This window comes from Mesorhizobium ciceri biovar biserrulae WSM1271, assembly GCF_000185905.1.
GTDB classification, from domain to species: domain Bacteria; phylum Pseudomonadota; class Alphaproteobacteria; order Rhizobiales; family Rhizobiaceae; genus Mesorhizobium; species Mesorhizobium ciceri.
This window is the reverse complement of sequence record NC_014923.1, coordinates 1,599,802-1,614,379: the sequence shown is the minus strand read 5'-3', so window position 1 is coordinate 1,614,379 and position 14,578 is coordinate 1,599,802. Positions and strand designations below refer to the sequence as shown.

Annotated in this window: 16 protein-coding genes; 8 read left to right on the top strand and 8 right to left on the bottom strand. The window is 63.9% G+C overall.

Going from position 1 to position 14,578, the window contains the following annotated elements; all coding sequences use genetic code 11:
• Nucleotides 1-200: 200 nt before the first annotated feature.
• A complete protein-coding gene (locus MESCI_RS07755) occupies nt 201-2,789 on the top strand; it encodes a TIGR02302 family protein (protein ID WP_013529406.1) in 2,589 nt (862 codons plus the stop codon).
• Nucleotides 2,790-2,901: 112 nt separating this feature from the next.
• Nucleotides 2,902-3,273 (top strand): glyoxalase superfamily protein, encoded by a 372-nt coding sequence (locus MESCI_RS07750; RefSeq protein WP_013529405.1) that lies wholly within the window; start codon nt 2,902-2,904, stop codon nt 3,271-3,273.
• Here the strand turns inward: MESCI_RS07750 and MESCI_RS07745 are convergent.
• A complete protein-coding gene (locus MESCI_RS07745) occupies nt 3,252-4,133 on the bottom strand; it encodes a LysR family transcriptional regulator (protein ID WP_013529404.1) in 882 nt (293 codons plus the stop codon). The two genes, MESCI_RS07750 and MESCI_RS07745, sit on opposite strands and share 22 nt — an antisense overlap.
• A gap of 222 nt (nt 4,134-4,355) precedes the next feature.
• Here MESCI_RS07745 and MESCI_RS07740 point away from each other — a divergent pair, with 222 nt between their 5' ends.
• Complete coding sequence (locus MESCI_RS07740) at nt 4,356-5,303, top strand: DMT family transporter (protein ID WP_024503766.1); 948 nt, start codon at nt 4,356-4,358, stop codon at nt 5,301-5,303.
• On the opposite strand, the gene MESCI_RS07735 is transcribed toward MESCI_RS07740, so the two are convergent.
• The 3 genes from MESCI_RS07735 to MESCI_RS07725 all read right to left on the bottom strand — a co-directional run bounded on the left by MESCI_RS07735 (nt 5,304) and on the right by MESCI_RS07725 (nt 7,119).
• Nucleotides 5,304-5,675: a response regulator gene (locus MESCI_RS07735; protein WP_024503765.1), complete on the bottom strand. Its 372-nt coding sequence runs from the start codon at nt 5,673-5,675 to the stop codon at nt 5,304-5,306.
• A 74-nt stretch (nt 5,676-5,749) separates the two neighbouring features.
• Nucleotides 5,750-6,292 carry a hypoxanthine phosphoribosyltransferase gene (gene hpt, locus MESCI_RS07730; protein WP_013529401.1) on the bottom strand — a complete coding sequence of 181 codons (543 nt, stop codon included), beginning with the start codon at nt 6,290-6,292 and terminating at the stop codon, nt 5,750-5,752.
• Nucleotides 6,293-6,474: 182 nt separating this feature from the next.
• Complete coding sequence (locus MESCI_RS07725; protein WP_013529400.1) at nt 6,475-7,119, bottom strand: hypothetical protein; 645 nt, start codon at nt 7,117-7,119, stop codon at nt 6,475-6,477.
• A 192-nt stretch (nt 7,120-7,311) separates the two neighbouring features.
• Between MESCI_RS07725 and ftsE the strand changes: the two genes are divergently transcribed.
• From ftsE to MESCI_RS07710, 3 genes are all read left to right on the top strand, one after another.
• The gene (ftsE, locus tag MESCI_RS07720; protein ID WP_010911739.1) at nt 7,312-7,971 is read left to right on the top strand and encodes a cell division ATP-binding protein FtsE; all 660 of its coding nucleotides are present in this window, start codon (nt 7,312-7,314) and stop codon (nt 7,969-7,971) included.
• A complete protein-coding gene (locus tag MESCI_RS07715) occupies nt 7,964-8,959 on the top strand; it encodes a cell division protein FtsX (RefSeq protein ID WP_013529399.1) in 996 nt (331 codons plus the stop codon). Before ftsE ends, MESCI_RS07715 begins: the two co-directional genes overlap by 8 nt.
• A gap of 131 nt (nt 8,960-9,090) precedes the next feature.
• Nucleotides 9,091-9,816 carry a YdcF family protein gene (locus MESCI_RS07710; protein ID WP_013529398.1) on the top strand — a complete coding sequence of 242 codons (726 nt, stop codon included), beginning with the start codon at nt 9,091-9,093 and terminating at the stop codon, nt 9,814-9,816.
• Here MESCI_RS07710 and MESCI_RS07705 read toward each other — a convergent pair whose 3' ends face one another.
• Nucleotides 9,817-10,449, bottom strand: coding sequence for a pyridoxamine 5'-phosphate oxidase family protein (locus tag MESCI_RS07705; protein WP_013529397.1), 633 nt, complete (start codon nt 10,447-10,449; stop codon nt 9,817-9,819).
• A gap of 24 nt (nt 10,450-10,473) precedes the next feature.
• Complete coding sequence (locus MESCI_RS07700; protein WP_013529396.1) at nt 10,474-10,944, bottom strand: nuclear transport factor 2 family protein; 471 nt, start codon at nt 10,942-10,944, stop codon at nt 10,474-10,476.
• 118 nt (nt 10,945-11,062) lie between these two features.
• Between MESCI_RS07700 and MESCI_RS07695 the strand changes: the two genes are divergently transcribed.
• Both MESCI_RS07695 and MESCI_RS07690 read left to right on the top strand, forming a co-directional pair.
• Nucleotides 11,063-11,965, top strand: coding sequence for a LysR family transcriptional regulator (locus MESCI_RS07695; RefSeq protein ID WP_013529395.1), 903 nt, complete (start codon nt 11,063-11,065; stop codon nt 11,963-11,965).
• A 118-nt stretch (nt 11,966-12,083) separates the two neighbouring features.
• Nucleotides 12,084-12,884: a lysophospholipid acyltransferase family protein gene (locus tag MESCI_RS07690; RefSeq protein ID WP_013529394.1), complete on the top strand. Its 801-nt coding sequence runs from the start codon at nt 12,084-12,086 to the stop codon at nt 12,882-12,884.
• Nucleotides 12,885-12,909: 25 nt separating this feature from the next.
• Here MESCI_RS07690 and MESCI_RS07685 read toward each other — a convergent pair whose 3' ends face one another.
• Nucleotides 12,910-13,536 carry a LysE family translocator gene (locus tag MESCI_RS07685; protein ID WP_013529393.1) on the bottom strand — a complete coding sequence of 209 codons (627 nt, stop codon included), beginning with the start codon at nt 13,534-13,536 and terminating at the stop codon, nt 12,910-12,912.
• 90 nt (nt 13,537-13,626) lie between these two features.
• Nucleotides 13,627-14,574: an aldo/keto reductase gene (locus MESCI_RS07680; RefSeq protein WP_013529392.1), complete on the bottom strand. Its 948-nt coding sequence runs from the start codon at nt 14,572-14,574 to the stop codon at nt 13,627-13,629.
• Between the last annotated feature and the right edge of the window lie 4 nt (nt 14,575-14,578).

The following is a 14,578-nucleotide window of genomic DNA, read 5'->3' as shown; positions in this document are numbered from 1 at the left end:
CTATAACGGTCCACTTCACGTTTTTTCGAACCGCCTCGCCTTTGCCGTGTTTGCTGGTATTCTTTGAGTCGTGAGGCGTCGGGCTATCTGCCCGCTCCACAGCATGATCCCGAAACATGGAATCCCTTCGGAACAGATCATGCTCAAAGGGATAGGGCCGCATCCCGGTTTCGGGATGCCATAGGCTCAAGGAAGGGCCGATGACGCAACGACCCACCTTCAGCAGCGATCGCGGCCTCGCCGGGCGGCTGGCTTTGAGCAGGCTGGCCACGCGGGTCTCGATGGTGGTCGAGCGCGGCTGGCCGTTGCTGCTTCCCCTCGTCATCGTTGCCAGCCTGTTCCTCAGCATCTCCTGGCTCGGGCTATTCTCCCGGCTGCCGGATATGGCGCGCATCGGCCTGGTCGCTGCCTTTGCCATAGCAGCACTGGCCGCGCTTTATCCCCTGCGTTTCTTCCGCCTGCCGGGCGCCGGCGAAATCGACCGCCGCATCGAGGCAGCCAATCAACTGTTGCACAGCCCGGTGCTGGTGCAGACCGACCGGCCAAGCGGCCGGGAAAGCAGCTTCTCGCAGGCGCTATGGCGCGAACACCAGAAGCGCATGGCCGGAAAGCTCGACAACCTCGGCGCCGACCTGCCGCGCACGCGCGTGCCGGAGCGCGACCCTTGGGCCCTGCGCGCGGTAGCGGCACTTTTGCTCGTTACCGCCTTCGCCTTCTCCTTCGGGCCGACGGGCGGCAGGATCAGCGACGGCTTCAATGCCCATGGCGCGCGCGATATCGTGCCGCCGCGCATCGACGCCTGGGTGACGCCGCCGTCCTACACCGGCAAGCCGCCGATCTTCCTGACCGCCGACGCCAACCAGGCCATCCCGACCTTTACGGTTCCCGAAGGCAGTGACGTTTCGCTGCGCGTGACGGGCGGCTCAGGCGAGGAAACGCTCGGCTACGCCGACAAGAATGGCAATTCCCGCGCCATCGACCCGGCTGCGCCGCAGGCCGCCGCCAAGCCGGCTGCAAGCCCGGCGACGCCGTCCAAGGTGCGCCAGTTCACCAGCAAGCTGACCGGCGACGGCACGCTGACGCTGACGTCGGGCGAGGACCAGCTCGGCCGCTGGGCCTTCGCGGTCGTACCGGACAAGCCGCCGCAGATCCGCTTCGTCGGCGAGCCCAAGCGCGCCGCCAACGGCGCCTTCGAGCTCAACTACCAGATCGACGACGACTATGGCGCCGCCACCGCCAAGGCGGTGTTCGCGCTTGCCGATCCGCAGGCGCCGAATGCGCGTCCACTGTACGGTGCACCTGAAATGCCGCTGACGCTGCCGCGCCGCGGCGGCAAGTCGAACGCCGCCAGGACCTCGAAGGACCTGACCGAGCATGTCTGGGCCGGCAGCAGCATCAAGCTGACGCTGGTCGCCACCGACGATGCCGGGCACACCGCATCCAGCGAAACCAAGACGCTGCTGATGCCGGAGCGGCCTTTCGCCAATCCGCTGGCACGCGCCGTGATCGAACAGCGCCGCCTGCTGGCGCTCGACGCCAACGCCAAGCCGCGCGTGCTAGACCTGATGGACGCCATCACGCTGCGGCCGGAAGACACCTTCGACAACATGTCCCATTACCTCGCCATCATGAGCGCCCGCACCCGGCTGAAGATGGCCGACAGCGACGATCAATTGCGCAGCGAGGTCTCCTATCTCTGGGAAATCGCGCTCGGCATCGAGGAAGGCAATCTTTCGGCCGCCGAAAAGCGGCTGCGCCAGGCGCAACAGGCGCTGCAGGACGCCATCAAGAATGGCGCCAGCGACGCTGAAATCGAAAAGGCGATGAAGGAACTGCGCGAGGCGATGAACCAGTTCCTGCAGGAATTCGCGGAGCGCGCCAAGCAAAATCCCAACGCCCCGCAGATGCAGCAGAATGGCCAGGAACTGCGCCAGAGCGACATCGATCGCATGATGGACCAGATCGAGAACCTGGCGAAGTCCGGTGATCGCGACAAGGCCCAGCAATTGCTGTCGCAACTGCAGGACATGATGAACAATCTGCAGGCCGGCCGGCAGCAGCAAGGCGGCCAGCAGGACAGCGAGATGCGCCAGCAGATGGACAAGCTGGGCGAGATCCTGCGCCGTCAGCAGGAGATGATGAACGACACCTTCCGCATGGATCAGATGCAGCGCGGCGAGCGCCAGCGCGGGCAGAACCGTGACGAGCAGCTCGGCGAAGGCGGCCAGGATGAGGACAGACCCGGCGTCGGCGAAGACCGCGATCCGCTCGCCCGACAAAAGCCGATGACGCCCCAGGAGTTCGCCGATGCGCTGAAACAGCTGCAGCAGGGCCAGGGCCAGTTGCAGAGCGACCTCGAACAGCTGAAGAAGGGCCTCGAAGGCATGGGTATGGAGCCCAATGAAGGATTTGGCGAGGCCGGCAAGTCCATGGGCAATGCCGAACAGGCACTCGGCGAAGGCGAAGGCGATGCGGCCGTCGGCCATCAGGGCCGGGCGCTGGAAGCGCTGCGCAAGGGCGCCAAGGACATGATGAAGCAGATGCAGGCCATGCAGGGCGACCAGGGTGGCGGCGAGGAAGGCGGCCGCCAGCAGAACGCCGATCGCGATCCGCTCGGCCGGCCGCGCGCCAGCCAGGGTCCCGATTTCGGCGATTCGGTGAAGGTGCCCGACGAGATCGACGTCCAGCGCGCCCGCCAGATTCTGGAAGCGATCCGCAAGCGGCTCGGCAATGCGCTCAGCCCTGACATCGAACGCAGCTACCTGGAACGGCTGCTCGAGCTGAAATAGAGCAATTCCAGGAAATGTGTGAAGCGGTTTTCCGTCCGGAATTGCGAAAAAACAAGGGGATCGCCGCCCCCGTCCATCCCACCTGAAAGCCCTCTCGCACGGTTGCACCACCATGCCCAGACTTGGCGCCGTCACACCCATCCTGCGCATCTTCGACATTGCCAAGGCGCGTGAATTCTATGTCGGCTTCCTCGACTTCAAGGTGCAGTGGGAACATCGCTTCGCCGACGACGCGCCGCTCTACATGGCGATCGGCCGCGACGGCTGCGTCCTGCATCTCAGCGAACATCATGGCGACGGTGCACCCGGCATCGCCGTGCGCATCGAGGTCGAGGACATCACGGCTCTTCATGGCGAGCTGATCGGCAAGAACTACCGCTTCGCCAGGCCAGGCGTGGAAGAGACGCCTTGGAAGACCCGCGAGGTATCGGTCGCCGATCCGTTCGGCAACAGGCTGCATTTCTACGAGGATGCCGCCGGCTGACTGAGCCTGTTGACGAAGGCTTCGCGGATCGCATCCTGCATGCCGTCGATCGCCTCGCCTGACGCGTTCGGGTTGCGGTGCATCACCACGTTCGAGGAATCGATGGCGCCGAATCCGTCCGCCGTGGTCAGTTCACGACAGCCGTCCGGAATGTTGCTGCGCGAGATCGGCGCGATCGCCAGTCCGGAGGTGACGGCGAGCTTGAGGCCGCCGGTGGTGTCGCTGGTATAGGCGACACGATAGGCAAGATCGCGCTGCTCCAACGATTTGATGGCGAAGTCCTTGCACCAGCCGGCCCGGTTGTAGAGCGCGATCGGCACCGGCTGTTCCTCATGCATGTGATGCAGCGACGATGTCACCCACACGGTCGGGTCGTGCATCAGCACTTCGCCGCCGGCGGGATCCTGCCATTCGAACACCACGCACAGATCCAGCTCGCCGGCAGCGAGCGCCGCCATCTGTGCCCCGGAATGGGCATAGCGCACGGTGACCTCGACCTGCGTATGACGCTTCGAGAAAGCGCCGAGCGCGCGCGACAGGATGGCGTGGCCATATTCCTCCGGAATGCCGATGCGCACCGGCCCGCCAAGCGGCGCTGCTGCCATCGATGCCGACGTCTCGTCGAGCAGCGAGACGATGCGGCGGGCGTTGACGATGAGTTCGACGCCGCGCCGCGTCAACGCGACGCCGCGCGAACCGCGCTCGAACAGGCTGGCGCCGATTAGATCTTCGAGCTTCTTCATCTGCATCGACACCGCGGATTGGGTGCGGCCGGCCTGCTCCGCCGCCTTGGTGAAATTGCCGGTCTCGGCAATCGCCACGAAGGTGCGCAGGAGGTCGCTGTCGAGGGTCGGCCGCATGAAATCCGCCATAAGAGAATTTGATTGCTGGCATCATTCCAATTCGTTTGCAACATGTCAAACGGCGGATGATAGTCGCCTCACCCATTGGATATGCGGCTGCGAAATCAGCCGCGGACCAATCAAGAGTCCTCACTCGTGCCCGCTGCCCGAAACGGTGGCGGGTTCTTTTTACCCCGCAGGCGGCAGCTTCGGATCGTACGCGCAGGAGCCTGGATGCAGATGCAAAATCGGATGGTGGGCGGCATCCTGAGCCTGTGCCTCGGCGTGCTGGTCTTTTCGCTGCAGGATCCGCTCGTCAAAGCCGTGTCGAGCGGTTATCCAGTGACCGAGGTGATGGCGATCCGCTCGATCGTCGCTCTGCCGATCCTCATCGTTCTGGTCCATGCTGATGTTGGCTTGCGGGCGATCCTGTCGAAGCGATTCGGCATGCTGACGGTGCGCGCCTTCATCCAGTTCACCTCCTATACGATGTACTACCTGGCCATCGCCGCCTTGCCGCTTGCCGATGCGGTGGCGCTTTATTTCATGGCGCCGCTGTTCATCATGGTGCTGGCCGGACCCTACCTTGGCGAGCGCGTCTCCTGGCAGACACTGGCAACCGTGCTGATCGGCTTGTTCGGCGTCCTCGTGATGCTGCGTCCCGGCGCAGGGCTGTTCGACTGGGCAGCGCTGCTGTCGCTGGGCTCGGCGGCGCTCTATGGTTTTTCGCAGCTGATGGCCCGCAAGATCGGCGACACCGAATCGTCCACCGTGATGGCCTTCTATCAGAACGGCGCCTATCTGGTTGGCGCCGCCGTGGTTGCCGGCGCGTTTCACCTTGCCGGCATAACCCACGCCGTCCACCCCAGCTTGGAATTCCTGGTACGGCCATGGCTTTGGCCGACGCTGCCGGATTTTCTAAAGATGGCCGCCTGCGGCTTCGTCGCCTCCGCCGGCATGATCCTGCTGTCGCAGGCTTACCGGATGGCGCCGGCCAACCGCGTTGCCACCTTCGAATATACCGGCATCCTGTGGTCGCCGCTGTGGGGTTTCCTGTTCTTCGCCGAGGTGCCGCGGTCGACGACCGTGATCGGTGCCGCCTTGATCATCGGCGCCGGCCTGCTGGCGCTCAGCACCGAACGGCGCAAGAGTACTCCACCTGTGCTCGCTGCCGCCGACCCAGCCTGATCAGGCGAAGCAGATCAGCGCCCGTTCGACGCGCGAGCGGATTTCAGCCAGCGTGAAAGGCTTCTGCACGACATCGAGGATGATGCCGTTCAATTCCTCGGCGCGCTCGCGCTGGTCGGCATAGCCGGTCATCAGCACGATCTTGATGGCGGGAAACAATGCTGCCGCCGCTATCGCCATCTCGATGCCGTCCATCTCCGGCATGCGGATATCGGAGACGACGAGATCATAGCCGCCACGCGCGGCCTGGATCAGCGCAAGCCCCTGCGCGCCATCCGCCGCGATATCGATTGTGTGCCCGGCGCGTTCAAGCGCGCGGGCGGCCAGGGTGCGGACGGACTCATCGTCCTCGACGATCAGAAGCTTTGCCATGGCCGGCATATTTGGCCGCCAAAAGTTGACTTTTCCTGAAAGCGCTGAGGATCAGCAAACCTTTTTGCTGCCGCTCAGGCATCCCCTTTGACGACACCGACAAAGGGCAACTCGCGAAAGGCATGGGCTACATCCATGCCGTAGCCGACGACGAAATAGTCGGGGCAGTCGAAGCCGACATAATCGGCATTGAGTTCGGTCTGGCGGCGCATGCGCTTGTCGAGCAGCACGGCGATCGAACAGCTCTTGGCGCCCCGCGACAGCATCAGCTCCCGGGTGAAGCTCAGCGTCTTGCCCGATTCGAGAATGTCGTCGATCAGCAGCACGTCGCGGCCGGCGACCTCATTGTCGATGTCGCGCAGCACCCTCACCTCACCGCTGCTGGTGCCGGCGCCATAGCTGGAGATGAAGATGAATTCCACCTCCGGCGACAGGCCGACATCGTGCATGGCGCGGATGAGATCTGCGGCGAAGATGAACGACCCCTTCAGCACCGAGATCACCAGGAGGTCATGGTAGTCGTGTCCGGCAATCTCCTTGGCGAGTTCGAGATTGCGCCGCGCGATCGCCGATGCAGAAAACAGGACTTCGATGTCCTTGCCGCGTACAATTGGCATTTTTCGCCCCGCTGATTTTCTTGCCTAAACGCGTTCACGCCCAGCATGTGTTGAGATTCAGGTCAGGCTGAGTCGAAAACGGTGGTTTCCGAGAACCGGAGCGGAGCGTACTGAAGTACGTGAGCACCGGAAGCGCAGGAAACCGCCGTTTTCGGCCAGTCTCACCTGAATATCAGCACACGCTATTCGGCGAAGGTGACCGATACAGTTCTTACACCGTTTCTAGGCACGTCGAGCCGGCTGGCAAAGCCGAATCTTTCGCCAGAGGCCAGCGAACGGCCGGATGTCCCCAACGTATAGCGGGTGATGTGCCCGTCATTGCCGGTCACCCGGATTTCAAGCGGCGGCAGCTGCGCCGGTTTGGCGCCGTCATTGGCGGCCTCGCCATCGACGAACAGCGCAGGGTTCGGTCCGGAAGCATCGACGCGTGACGTGACGCCCGAAATGCTGAGCGCCGACGCTTGCGCGCTGGACAGGAACGGCACCTGGCGCACCAGCGCGTGCCCGCCCGAAACCCAGAAGGCGGCCAAGGCAGCGCCGATACCGGCGATCCAGAAGATCGGCCCGCCGCGCGAGGCTGGCGGCCGCTCCGGCGGGGCTTCGGGCTTGCGCAGCATGTCCATGCCCTCGATGGGTGGCATGACGATCGCACGCGGCAGCGGCGAAACGCTTTCCACGGCAGGTGCAGGGCGCGGCATCACCACGTAATCGGCATCGATGATGTCGGCGGCCGAACCGCGCATGAACCGGTCCGCCGCGGCAATTGCCGCCGGATCGGTCATGATTTCGCCGGAAACCGGGCGCGCGGTTCGATCGTCAGCCATCATGGCCCCAGCATTGCAGCACGTGTTCGCTTTTCGTTTCTTTTGCGTAAACACAAATGGTTAACGCTTCCCCACCGGAGCCCTCGTGACGAGTCGAAAGAGCCTAGGAATTAACCGCCGGTTAACCATGCCGGCCGATGGTCTTTACCCAGAACAGGCCGGCTCACTGCCGTGCCGAATTTCAGGTCGTCGAAATTGATTCGCTTCGAAAATGTCGGCCTCCGCTATGGCATGGGTCCGGAAATCCTCCGCGACATCTCCCTGCACATTCCGGAGCGCTCCTTCCAGTTCCTCAGCGGGCCTTCGGGCGCCGGCAAGACGACCTTGCTGCGCCTGCTGTTCATGTCGCTGAAGCCGACGCGCGGGCTGATCACCATCTTCGGCAAGGATCGCTCCCGCATTTCCCGCACCGAGCTGCCGCATCTCAGACGCCGGATCGGCGTGGTGTTCCAGGATTTTCGGCTGCTCGACCACATGACCACCTATGAGAACGTCGCGCTGCCGCTGCGCGTGCGCGGGCGCGAGGAGGCGAGCTACCGCACCGATGTCACCGAGCTGTTGAAGTGGGTCGGGCTGGGCGAACGCATGCATGTGCTGCCGCCGGTTCTGTCCGGTGGCGAGAAGCAGCGCGCCGCGATCGCGCGGGCGCTGATCGAGCAGCCGGAAATCCTGCTCGCCGACGAACCGACCGGCAATGTCGATCCGCCGCTGGCGCGACGCCTGCTGCGGCTGTTCATCGAACTCAACCGTCTCGGCACCGCCGTGGTGATCGCCACCCACGACCTCGGCTTGATGGAGCAGGTCGACGCGCGCCGCATGATCCTGGCCGGGGGAAGGCTGGATATCTATGACTGAACTGTCCGCCGAACATTTTGTGGAAAGGGAGCAGGACGCCGAGGCGACCGAAGCAAAGCCGCGCGCCCAGCGCAGGATGGCGCCGATCGTGCCGGCGCAGAACATCGCCGGCCGGGCGCTGGTGCTGGTCATCGCCATCATGACCTTCCTGTCCTGCCTGACTTTCGGCGCGGTGACGCTGGTGCGCGACACAGCGTCCGTCTGGGAAAACCAGATTTCACGCGAGGCAACGATCCAGATCAAGCCGGTCGACGGCCTCGACATGGAAGCAGCCCTTACCCAGGCCTCCCAGATCGCCGGCGAATTCCCCGGCGTCAAGGCGACCCGGATCATCGACCGCGAGGCGACCGCGCGGCTCCTTGAGCCCTGGCTGGGCTCGGGCCTCAACATCGACGAATTGCCGGTGCCGCGACTGATCATCGTCACCATCGACGAGAACAGCCCGCCCGATTTCGCCGCCATACGCGCCGCGATCACCCCGAAACTGCCGAGCGCATCGCTCGACGATCACCGCACCTGGGTCGACCGGCTGGTGGCGATGGCCCGCACCACGGTGACCATCGGCATCGCCGTGCTGGCGCTGATGCTGTCGGCGACGGTGCTGACGGTGGTGTTCGCGACGCGCGGCGCCATGGCCGGCAACGGTCACATCATCGAAGTCCTGCATTTCGTCGGCGCCGAGGCACGCTTTATCGCGCGCGAATTCCGCCGGCATTTCCTGGTCACCGGCATGAAGGGAGCGGCGGCCGGCGGTGCTGCGGCAGTGCTCGTGTTCATCGTCTTTTCCTGGTGGTCGTCGCGCAATATGGCGACGCCGCAGGCCGACCAGGCGACCGCCCTGTTCGGCAATTTCGCCATCGGTTCGGCAGGCTATCTCGGTGTCGTCTTGATGGTGCTGGTGATCGGCGGACTGACGGCGGCAACCTCGCACGCCACCGTCGTTGCCTATCTCAGCGACATCGATGTCCGCCAACCGGATGCAGGCTAATTCATGTCGTCCAAAGTGAGAACCGGTTTTGGGACAACGATATGGATAAACAGGGTGATCACGAATAGAGAATTCGCGTAACGCAAAGTGCGTCTTTTACCTACCCAAGGCCGCATTTCAGGACTAACCATATGGTGATGGACGCGCGGGATTCGACCGGTACGGCTGGGCAGATGCCAGTGGTGGTTGCACGTTCGCATGACCGCCGCGCTGTGAGCCGTCTAAGAGCCACGTTGCGCCTGTCCGCCCTCTCCGTCCTCATCCTCGCAACTTTGTTTGCCGGCGGTTTCGGTTGGTTCGCCAACAAGGTCAGTCACCTGACGACGCCCGCCAATCCGGCCAGGGCAGACGCGATCATTGTCTTGACCGGCGGCCAGTCCCGCCTCGATGCCGCGATGGATCTGCTGGCGTCCGGCAAGGGCGAACGGCTGCTGATCAGCGGCGTGCATCCTTCAGCCAGCCGTCGCCAGCTGCAGGCGGCAACCGGCGGCGACAAGAATCTGTTCTCCTGTTGCGTCGACATCGACCGCGCCGCGCTCGACACGATCGGCAATGCCGAGGAAAGCGCCAAATGGGTCGAGAGCCACGCCTATGGCACGGTGATCCTCGTCACCAACAATTATCATATGCCGCGCAGCCTGCTGGAAATGGGCAGGCTGCTGCATGGCGCCAAGCTCGAGCCCTATCCGGTGGTCAATTCCAACCTCGACAATGGCGGCTGGCTGACCAAGCCGCGGGCATTGCGCGTGCTGTTCACCGAATACAACAAATATCTGCTTGCGCTGGCGCGCGGCATCGTGCCTGTCAAGCCGACGCCCAACGGCATCGCGCTGGCCGAAACCGCGGCCGGCGGCTGATTATTCCCCTGCGGCCGCGCCCGAATTTCCCCTGAGCCGTGCGATCTCCTGCTCAAGGCGTTCGATACGCTTGTCCCGCTCGCCGAGTGCCGCCGCGACGTCGGCTGCCGCGAACCGTTGTGGAATATGCTGCGGGCAGTTGGCATCCCAGGCCGAGACCGTGAACAGGACGACCTGCTCGGGGCGCGCTCCGTAGCCTTGCGGCATCAGCTTCGCCATCAGTTCGGCATCGTTCTCGACGACGCGCGCGGTGCCCCAGAGCTTGATGCGCTGGCGGTGCATATAGTCGATCAGGAACAGGAACGCCCTTGGATTGTCGGCCAGATTGCCCTGCGTGATGAACTGCCGGTTGCCGGAAAAATCCGCGAAGCCGATCGTATGTTCATCCAGCACCTTGAGGAAGCCGGCCGGCCCGCCGCGATGCTGGACATAGGGCTGCCCCTCGCGGTTGGCGGTCGACAGGAAGACGCTGGTCTGCATTTCGATGAAGGCGGCAAGATCCGGGGTGATGCCGGCCTGCCAGCCGCCACGCTCCTCGACGCGGGCATAGGACTGACGTGAGCCCTTGCGGGCCTGGATCGCCTTGACGGTCGGCGTGAAGGCGACGTCGCAGGTGACAGCATGCGCGTTCATGGAAAGCTTCCTTGCGGCAAGATGCTAAAGTCCGAGCTCCGACAGTGTCGGGTGGTCGTCCGGCCGCCGGCCGAGCGGCCAGTGATACTTACGATCGGCCTCGCCGATCGGCAGGTCGTTGATGCTGGCGATGCGCAGACGCATCAGCCCGTGTTCGTCGAATTCCCAGTTCTCGTTGCCGTAGCTGCGGAACCATGAACCGCTGTCGTCGCGCCATTCATAGGCGAAACGCACGGCGATGCGGTTGCCGTGGAAGGCCCAGACCTCCTTGATCAGCCGGTAGTCGAGCTCGCGGCTCCATTTGCGCGTCAGGAAGGCCTGGATGGCGTCGCGCCCTTGCAGGAACTCGGCGCGGTTGCGCCAGCGGCTGTCCTTCGTATAGGCGAGCGCAACCCGCGCTGGATCGCGTGAATTCCAGGCATCCTCGGCCATGCGCGCCTTCTGCGCTGCGGTCTCGGCGGTAAACGGCGGCAGCGGCGGGCGGGCTTCGGACATGGCAACTCCTTTGCGGGCCATGCTGCAGGCAGGGCCGACAGACTGGAATATAAGCCTTCCATCATTCAAAGGCAGATGGCATATTCGTAACTTGTCCTTCCATTTTTCGGAAGAACCTATGGATCGTCTCGAGGCCATGTCGCTCTTTGTCGCCGCGGTGGAGGCCGGTAGCCTTTCCGCGGCCAGCCGCCGTTTTGGCATTCCGCTGGCGACGGTCAGCCGCAAGATTTCCGATCTCGAGCGCCATCTGAACACACGCCTCCTGAATCGTTCGACGCGACGGCTGACACCGACCGATGCCGGCCAGGCCTATCTTGCCGCCTGCCGCCGCATCCTGGACGACGTCGGCGAGGCCGAACGCACGGCCGCCGGCGAATACAGTGTTCCGACCGGCGAACTGGCCATCACCGCGCCGGTCGTCTTTGGCCGCCTGCACGTGCTGCCGGTCGTCACCGGCTTTCTCGCCGCCTATCCCGACGTGGACATCCGCCTGACATTGGCCGATCGCATAACCCAGTTGGTCGAGGACCATTTCGATCTCGCCATCCGCATCGGCCGATTGCCCGATTCGAGCCTGGTCGCCATCGGCGTCGGCGCGATCCGCCGCGTCGTCTGCGCCAGCCCGGCCTATCTGGCCGAACACGGCACGCCAACGACCCCGGAGGATCTGGAAACACACGATTGCATCACCTTCGAGGGGCTCGCCTCCGCCGCCAGTTGGAGCTTCATCAAGGGCAAGGCCGAAATCCCGGTTCGGGTCCGCTCGCGGCTTCAGGTCAACACCGCCGAAGCGGCCATCGATGCCGCGATTGCCGGCGTCGGGCTGACGCGTGTGCTTTCCTATCAGATCGAAGCCGCGCTGCGGTCCGGCGCGCTGCGCGTCCTGCTGCAGGAATTCGAGCCGGCGCCATGGCCGGTAAGCCTGGTGCATGCGGGCCATGGCCTGCTGCCGGTCAAGCTGCGCGCCTTCCTCGATTTTGCCGCTCCGCGCCTGAAGGCGCGGCTGGCGCGGCTGATGTAGCGGAACCAGGCCAACCCATCGGTGGCCGTTCTTCGTCGCCAACCAAAGCGCCTGCGGCCATTTCCTTTTTTCCCGCGCTTGGTGTAACCAACGCTCACCTCCTCACCGGGCTCCCCCAATGCTCTACATCAGATCGCTGACGTTCAATTTCGTCTTTTACGTCAACCTGATCGTCCAGATGATCCTCTGGACCCCCTACTATTTCCTGTCGCCCCGGCACCGCGCCTGGTTCGTGCCGAAATTCTGGTCGCGCACCTCGATGTGGCTTTACGAGAAGATCGCCGGAACGAAGAACGAGATCACCGGCCGGGAAAACCTGCCCGAAGGCTCCTTCATCCTGGCACCAAAGCACCAGTCGTTCTGGGACGCGATCGCCTTCTTCCCCTTCCTTCAGGACCCGCTCTACATCCTCAAGCGCGAGCTGACCTGGATCCCGTTCTTCGGCTGGTACATCATGAAGATGCGCATGATCCCGGTTCATCGCGGCAGCCGTTCGAAAGCACTGAAGGCCGTGGTCGCCGCGACCAAGGAAGAGATGGCGCGCAACCCTCGCCAGCTCATCATCTACCCCGAAGGGACAAGACGCGCGCCGGGCGACGAACCGGCCTACAAATACGGCATCGTCGAAATCTACACGCAGCTTGGTGTTCCGGTGGTGCCGGTTGCCCATGTCGCCGGCCTCTATTGGCCGCGCCGCAAATTCCTGCGCTATCCCGGCACCATCAAGGCGCGTTTCCTGCCGCCGATCCCACCGGGACTGAGCAAGGACGAATTCATGGCCCGGCTGATCGGCGAGACCGAAGCTGCCTGCGACCAGTTCCTGATGGATGCGGCGCGCGGCCCGAACCCGCCTGCCTTGCCGCCGACAGCGGTGAAAAGGCTGCAAGAGCTGGACAACGCCGCAAGAACCAAAGTCTGAACCGGAAGTCTCCGGCCGGCAATTCTCAGCCGAACACCGCCAGCGCGGTGGTCAACGCCAGCGTCGCGGCAAAGACCAGGTTGATGATCCGCGAGGCCGCCGGCCGGCGCAGGAAGCGCGCGAACCCAGCCCCCGCGACAAGCCACAGAGCGTGGATGGCAACGATCATCAGGGCAAGAACCGCCAGCTTCAGCCATAGACCAGGCTCAGTGGCGCCCTGTTTGGACGAAGCACCGGCGAACACGGCAGCGATCGCCACATAGGCCTTTGGATTGGCGACCGCGAGAAGAAATCCAGCCAGCCATGTGGGACGCGAAGTCTCGGCGGCGCGCGCGGCCAGCGGCGGCGCCGTAGCGATCTTGAAGGCGAGATAGAGGATGTAGGCCGCGGAAACCAAAGCCAGCAACGGCGCCAGCTTCGGCATCGAGGTGAGCACTGCCATGACCCCGGTCGCGACAACCAAAAGCACGGCGATCGTGCCCAGGATGATTCCCCAGGCATAGCCCAGGGAATGGCGCAAACCGAAGGCGGCACCAACGGCGGTGACGCTTATCGTTGCCGGCCCCGGGCTGCCCATGACGACGGCTGAGGCAAGCACGAGCGCGCACAACTGGCGCCAAAGATCCGGCTGCAAAAGAAGCGGCTCAGTCATTTCACCCTCTGTCTTGCCCCGTGCGAAGGAGGCTATGGGAAGACAAGAGGGTCGTCTTGGACGTTCGTGCGAGGAGCGGCCGCCGAAACTTCAGTCGCTCGCTTTGTCGAGTTCGGCCATGTCGGCGGCGCTCAGCTTCAGCGACGCCGCCTTGATCAGGCTGTCCATCTGCTCGGGCTTGGTGGCGCTGGCGATCGGCGCGGTGACGCCCGGCCGAGCGATCACCCAGGCAAGCGCGACTTCCGCCTGCTTGGCCGAATGCCTTGATGACACCGCGTCGAGTGCCGCAAGGATGCGCATGCCGCGCGCATTGAGATAGTCCTTCACGCCGCCGCCACGCGGGCTTTGGCCGAGATCGGCCTCGCTGCGGTATTTGCCGCTGAGGAAACCTTTGGCCAGGCTGAAATAGGTGATGACGCCGATGTCCTCGGCCACGCACAGATCGCGCAACGGCCCGTCAAAGGATGAGCGATCGTAGAGATTGTATTCCGGCTGCAGCACCTCGTAGCGCGGCAGACTGCGCAGGCTCGCCACATCGAGTGCCGCACGCAACTGGCCGGCGTCGAGGTTAGAGCACCCGGCATAGCGAATCTTGCCCTTGGCGAGCAGCTTCTCGTAGGCGCCAAGCGTTTCCTCATAGGGCGTCGCAGGATCCGGCCAATGCGACAGATAGAGATCGATGAATTCGGTCTGCAGCCGCTTCAACGATGCGTCGACGGCCTTTTCGATGTAGGCGGCGGACAGGTCCTTGTGCCCCTGTCCCATATCCGAACCGACCTTGGTGATCACCACGACCTTGTCGCGATTGCCACGGTCTTTCATCCATTTACCGATGATGGTTTCCGATTCGCCGCCCTTGTGGCCTGGAACCCAGCGCGAATAGGCGTCCGCCGTATCGATGGCGTTGAGGCCGGCGCCGACGAAGCGGTCGAGCAGGTCGAACGAGGTTTTCTCGTCGGCAGTCCAGCCGAAGACGTTGCCGCCCAGAACCAGCGGCGCGATGGACAAGTCGGTGCGACCGAGACGACGTTTCTGCAAGGCG

Bases quoted from the DNA above. Each gene is read 5' to 3' on its own strand.
- MESCI_RS07755 (WP_013529406.1), top strand. From the start codon at position 201: ATGACGCAACGACCCACCTTCAGCAGCGATCGCGGCCTCGCCGGGCGG.
- MESCI_RS07750 (WP_013529405.1), top strand. From the start codon at position 2,902: ATGCCCAGACTTGGCGCCGTCACACCCATCCTGCGCATCTTCGACATT.
- MESCI_RS07745 (WP_013529404.1), bottom strand. From the start codon at position 4,133: ATGCGGCCGACCCTCGACAGCGACCTCCTGCGCACCTTCGTGGCGATT.
- MESCI_RS07740 (WP_024503766.1), top strand. From the start codon at position 4,356: ATGCAAAATCGGATGGTGGGCGGCATCCTGAGCCTGTGCCTCGGCGTG.
- MESCI_RS07735 (WP_024503765.1), bottom strand. From the start codon at position 5,675: ATGGCAAAGCTTCTGATCGTCGAGGACGATGAGTCCGTCCGCACCCTG.
- hpt (WP_013529401.1), bottom strand. From the start codon at position 6,292: ATGCCAATTGTACGCGGCAAGGACATCGAAGTCCTGTTTTCTGCATCG.
- MESCI_RS07725 (WP_013529400.1), bottom strand. From the start codon at position 7,119: ATGATGGCTGACGATCGAACCGCGCGCCCGGTTTCCGGCGAAATCATG.
- MESCI_RS07715 (WP_013529399.1), top strand. From the start codon at position 7,964: ATGACTGAACTGTCCGCCGAACATTTTGTGGAAAGGGAGCAGGACGCC.
- MESCI_RS07710 (WP_013529398.1), top strand. From the start codon at position 9,091: ATGGTGATGGACGCGCGGGATTCGACCGGTACGGCTGGGCAGATGCCA.
- MESCI_RS07705 (WP_013529397.1), bottom strand. From the start codon at position 10,449: ATGAACGCGCATGCTGTCACCTGCGACGTCGCCTTCACGCCGACCGTC.
- MESCI_RS07700 (WP_013529396.1), bottom strand. From the start codon at position 10,944: ATGTCCGAAGCCCGCCCGCCGCTGCCGCCGTTTACCGCCGAGACCGCA.
- MESCI_RS07695 (WP_013529395.1), top strand. From the start codon at position 11,063: ATGGATCGTCTCGAGGCCATGTCGCTCTTTGTCGCCGCGGTGGAGGCC.
- MESCI_RS07690 (WP_013529394.1), top strand. From the start codon at position 12,084: ATGCTCTACATCAGATCGCTGACGTTCAATTTCGTCTTTTACGTCAAC.
- MESCI_RS07685 (WP_013529393.1), bottom strand. From the start codon at position 13,536: ATGACTGAGCCGCTTCTTTTGCAGCCGGATCTTTGGCGCCAGTTGTGC.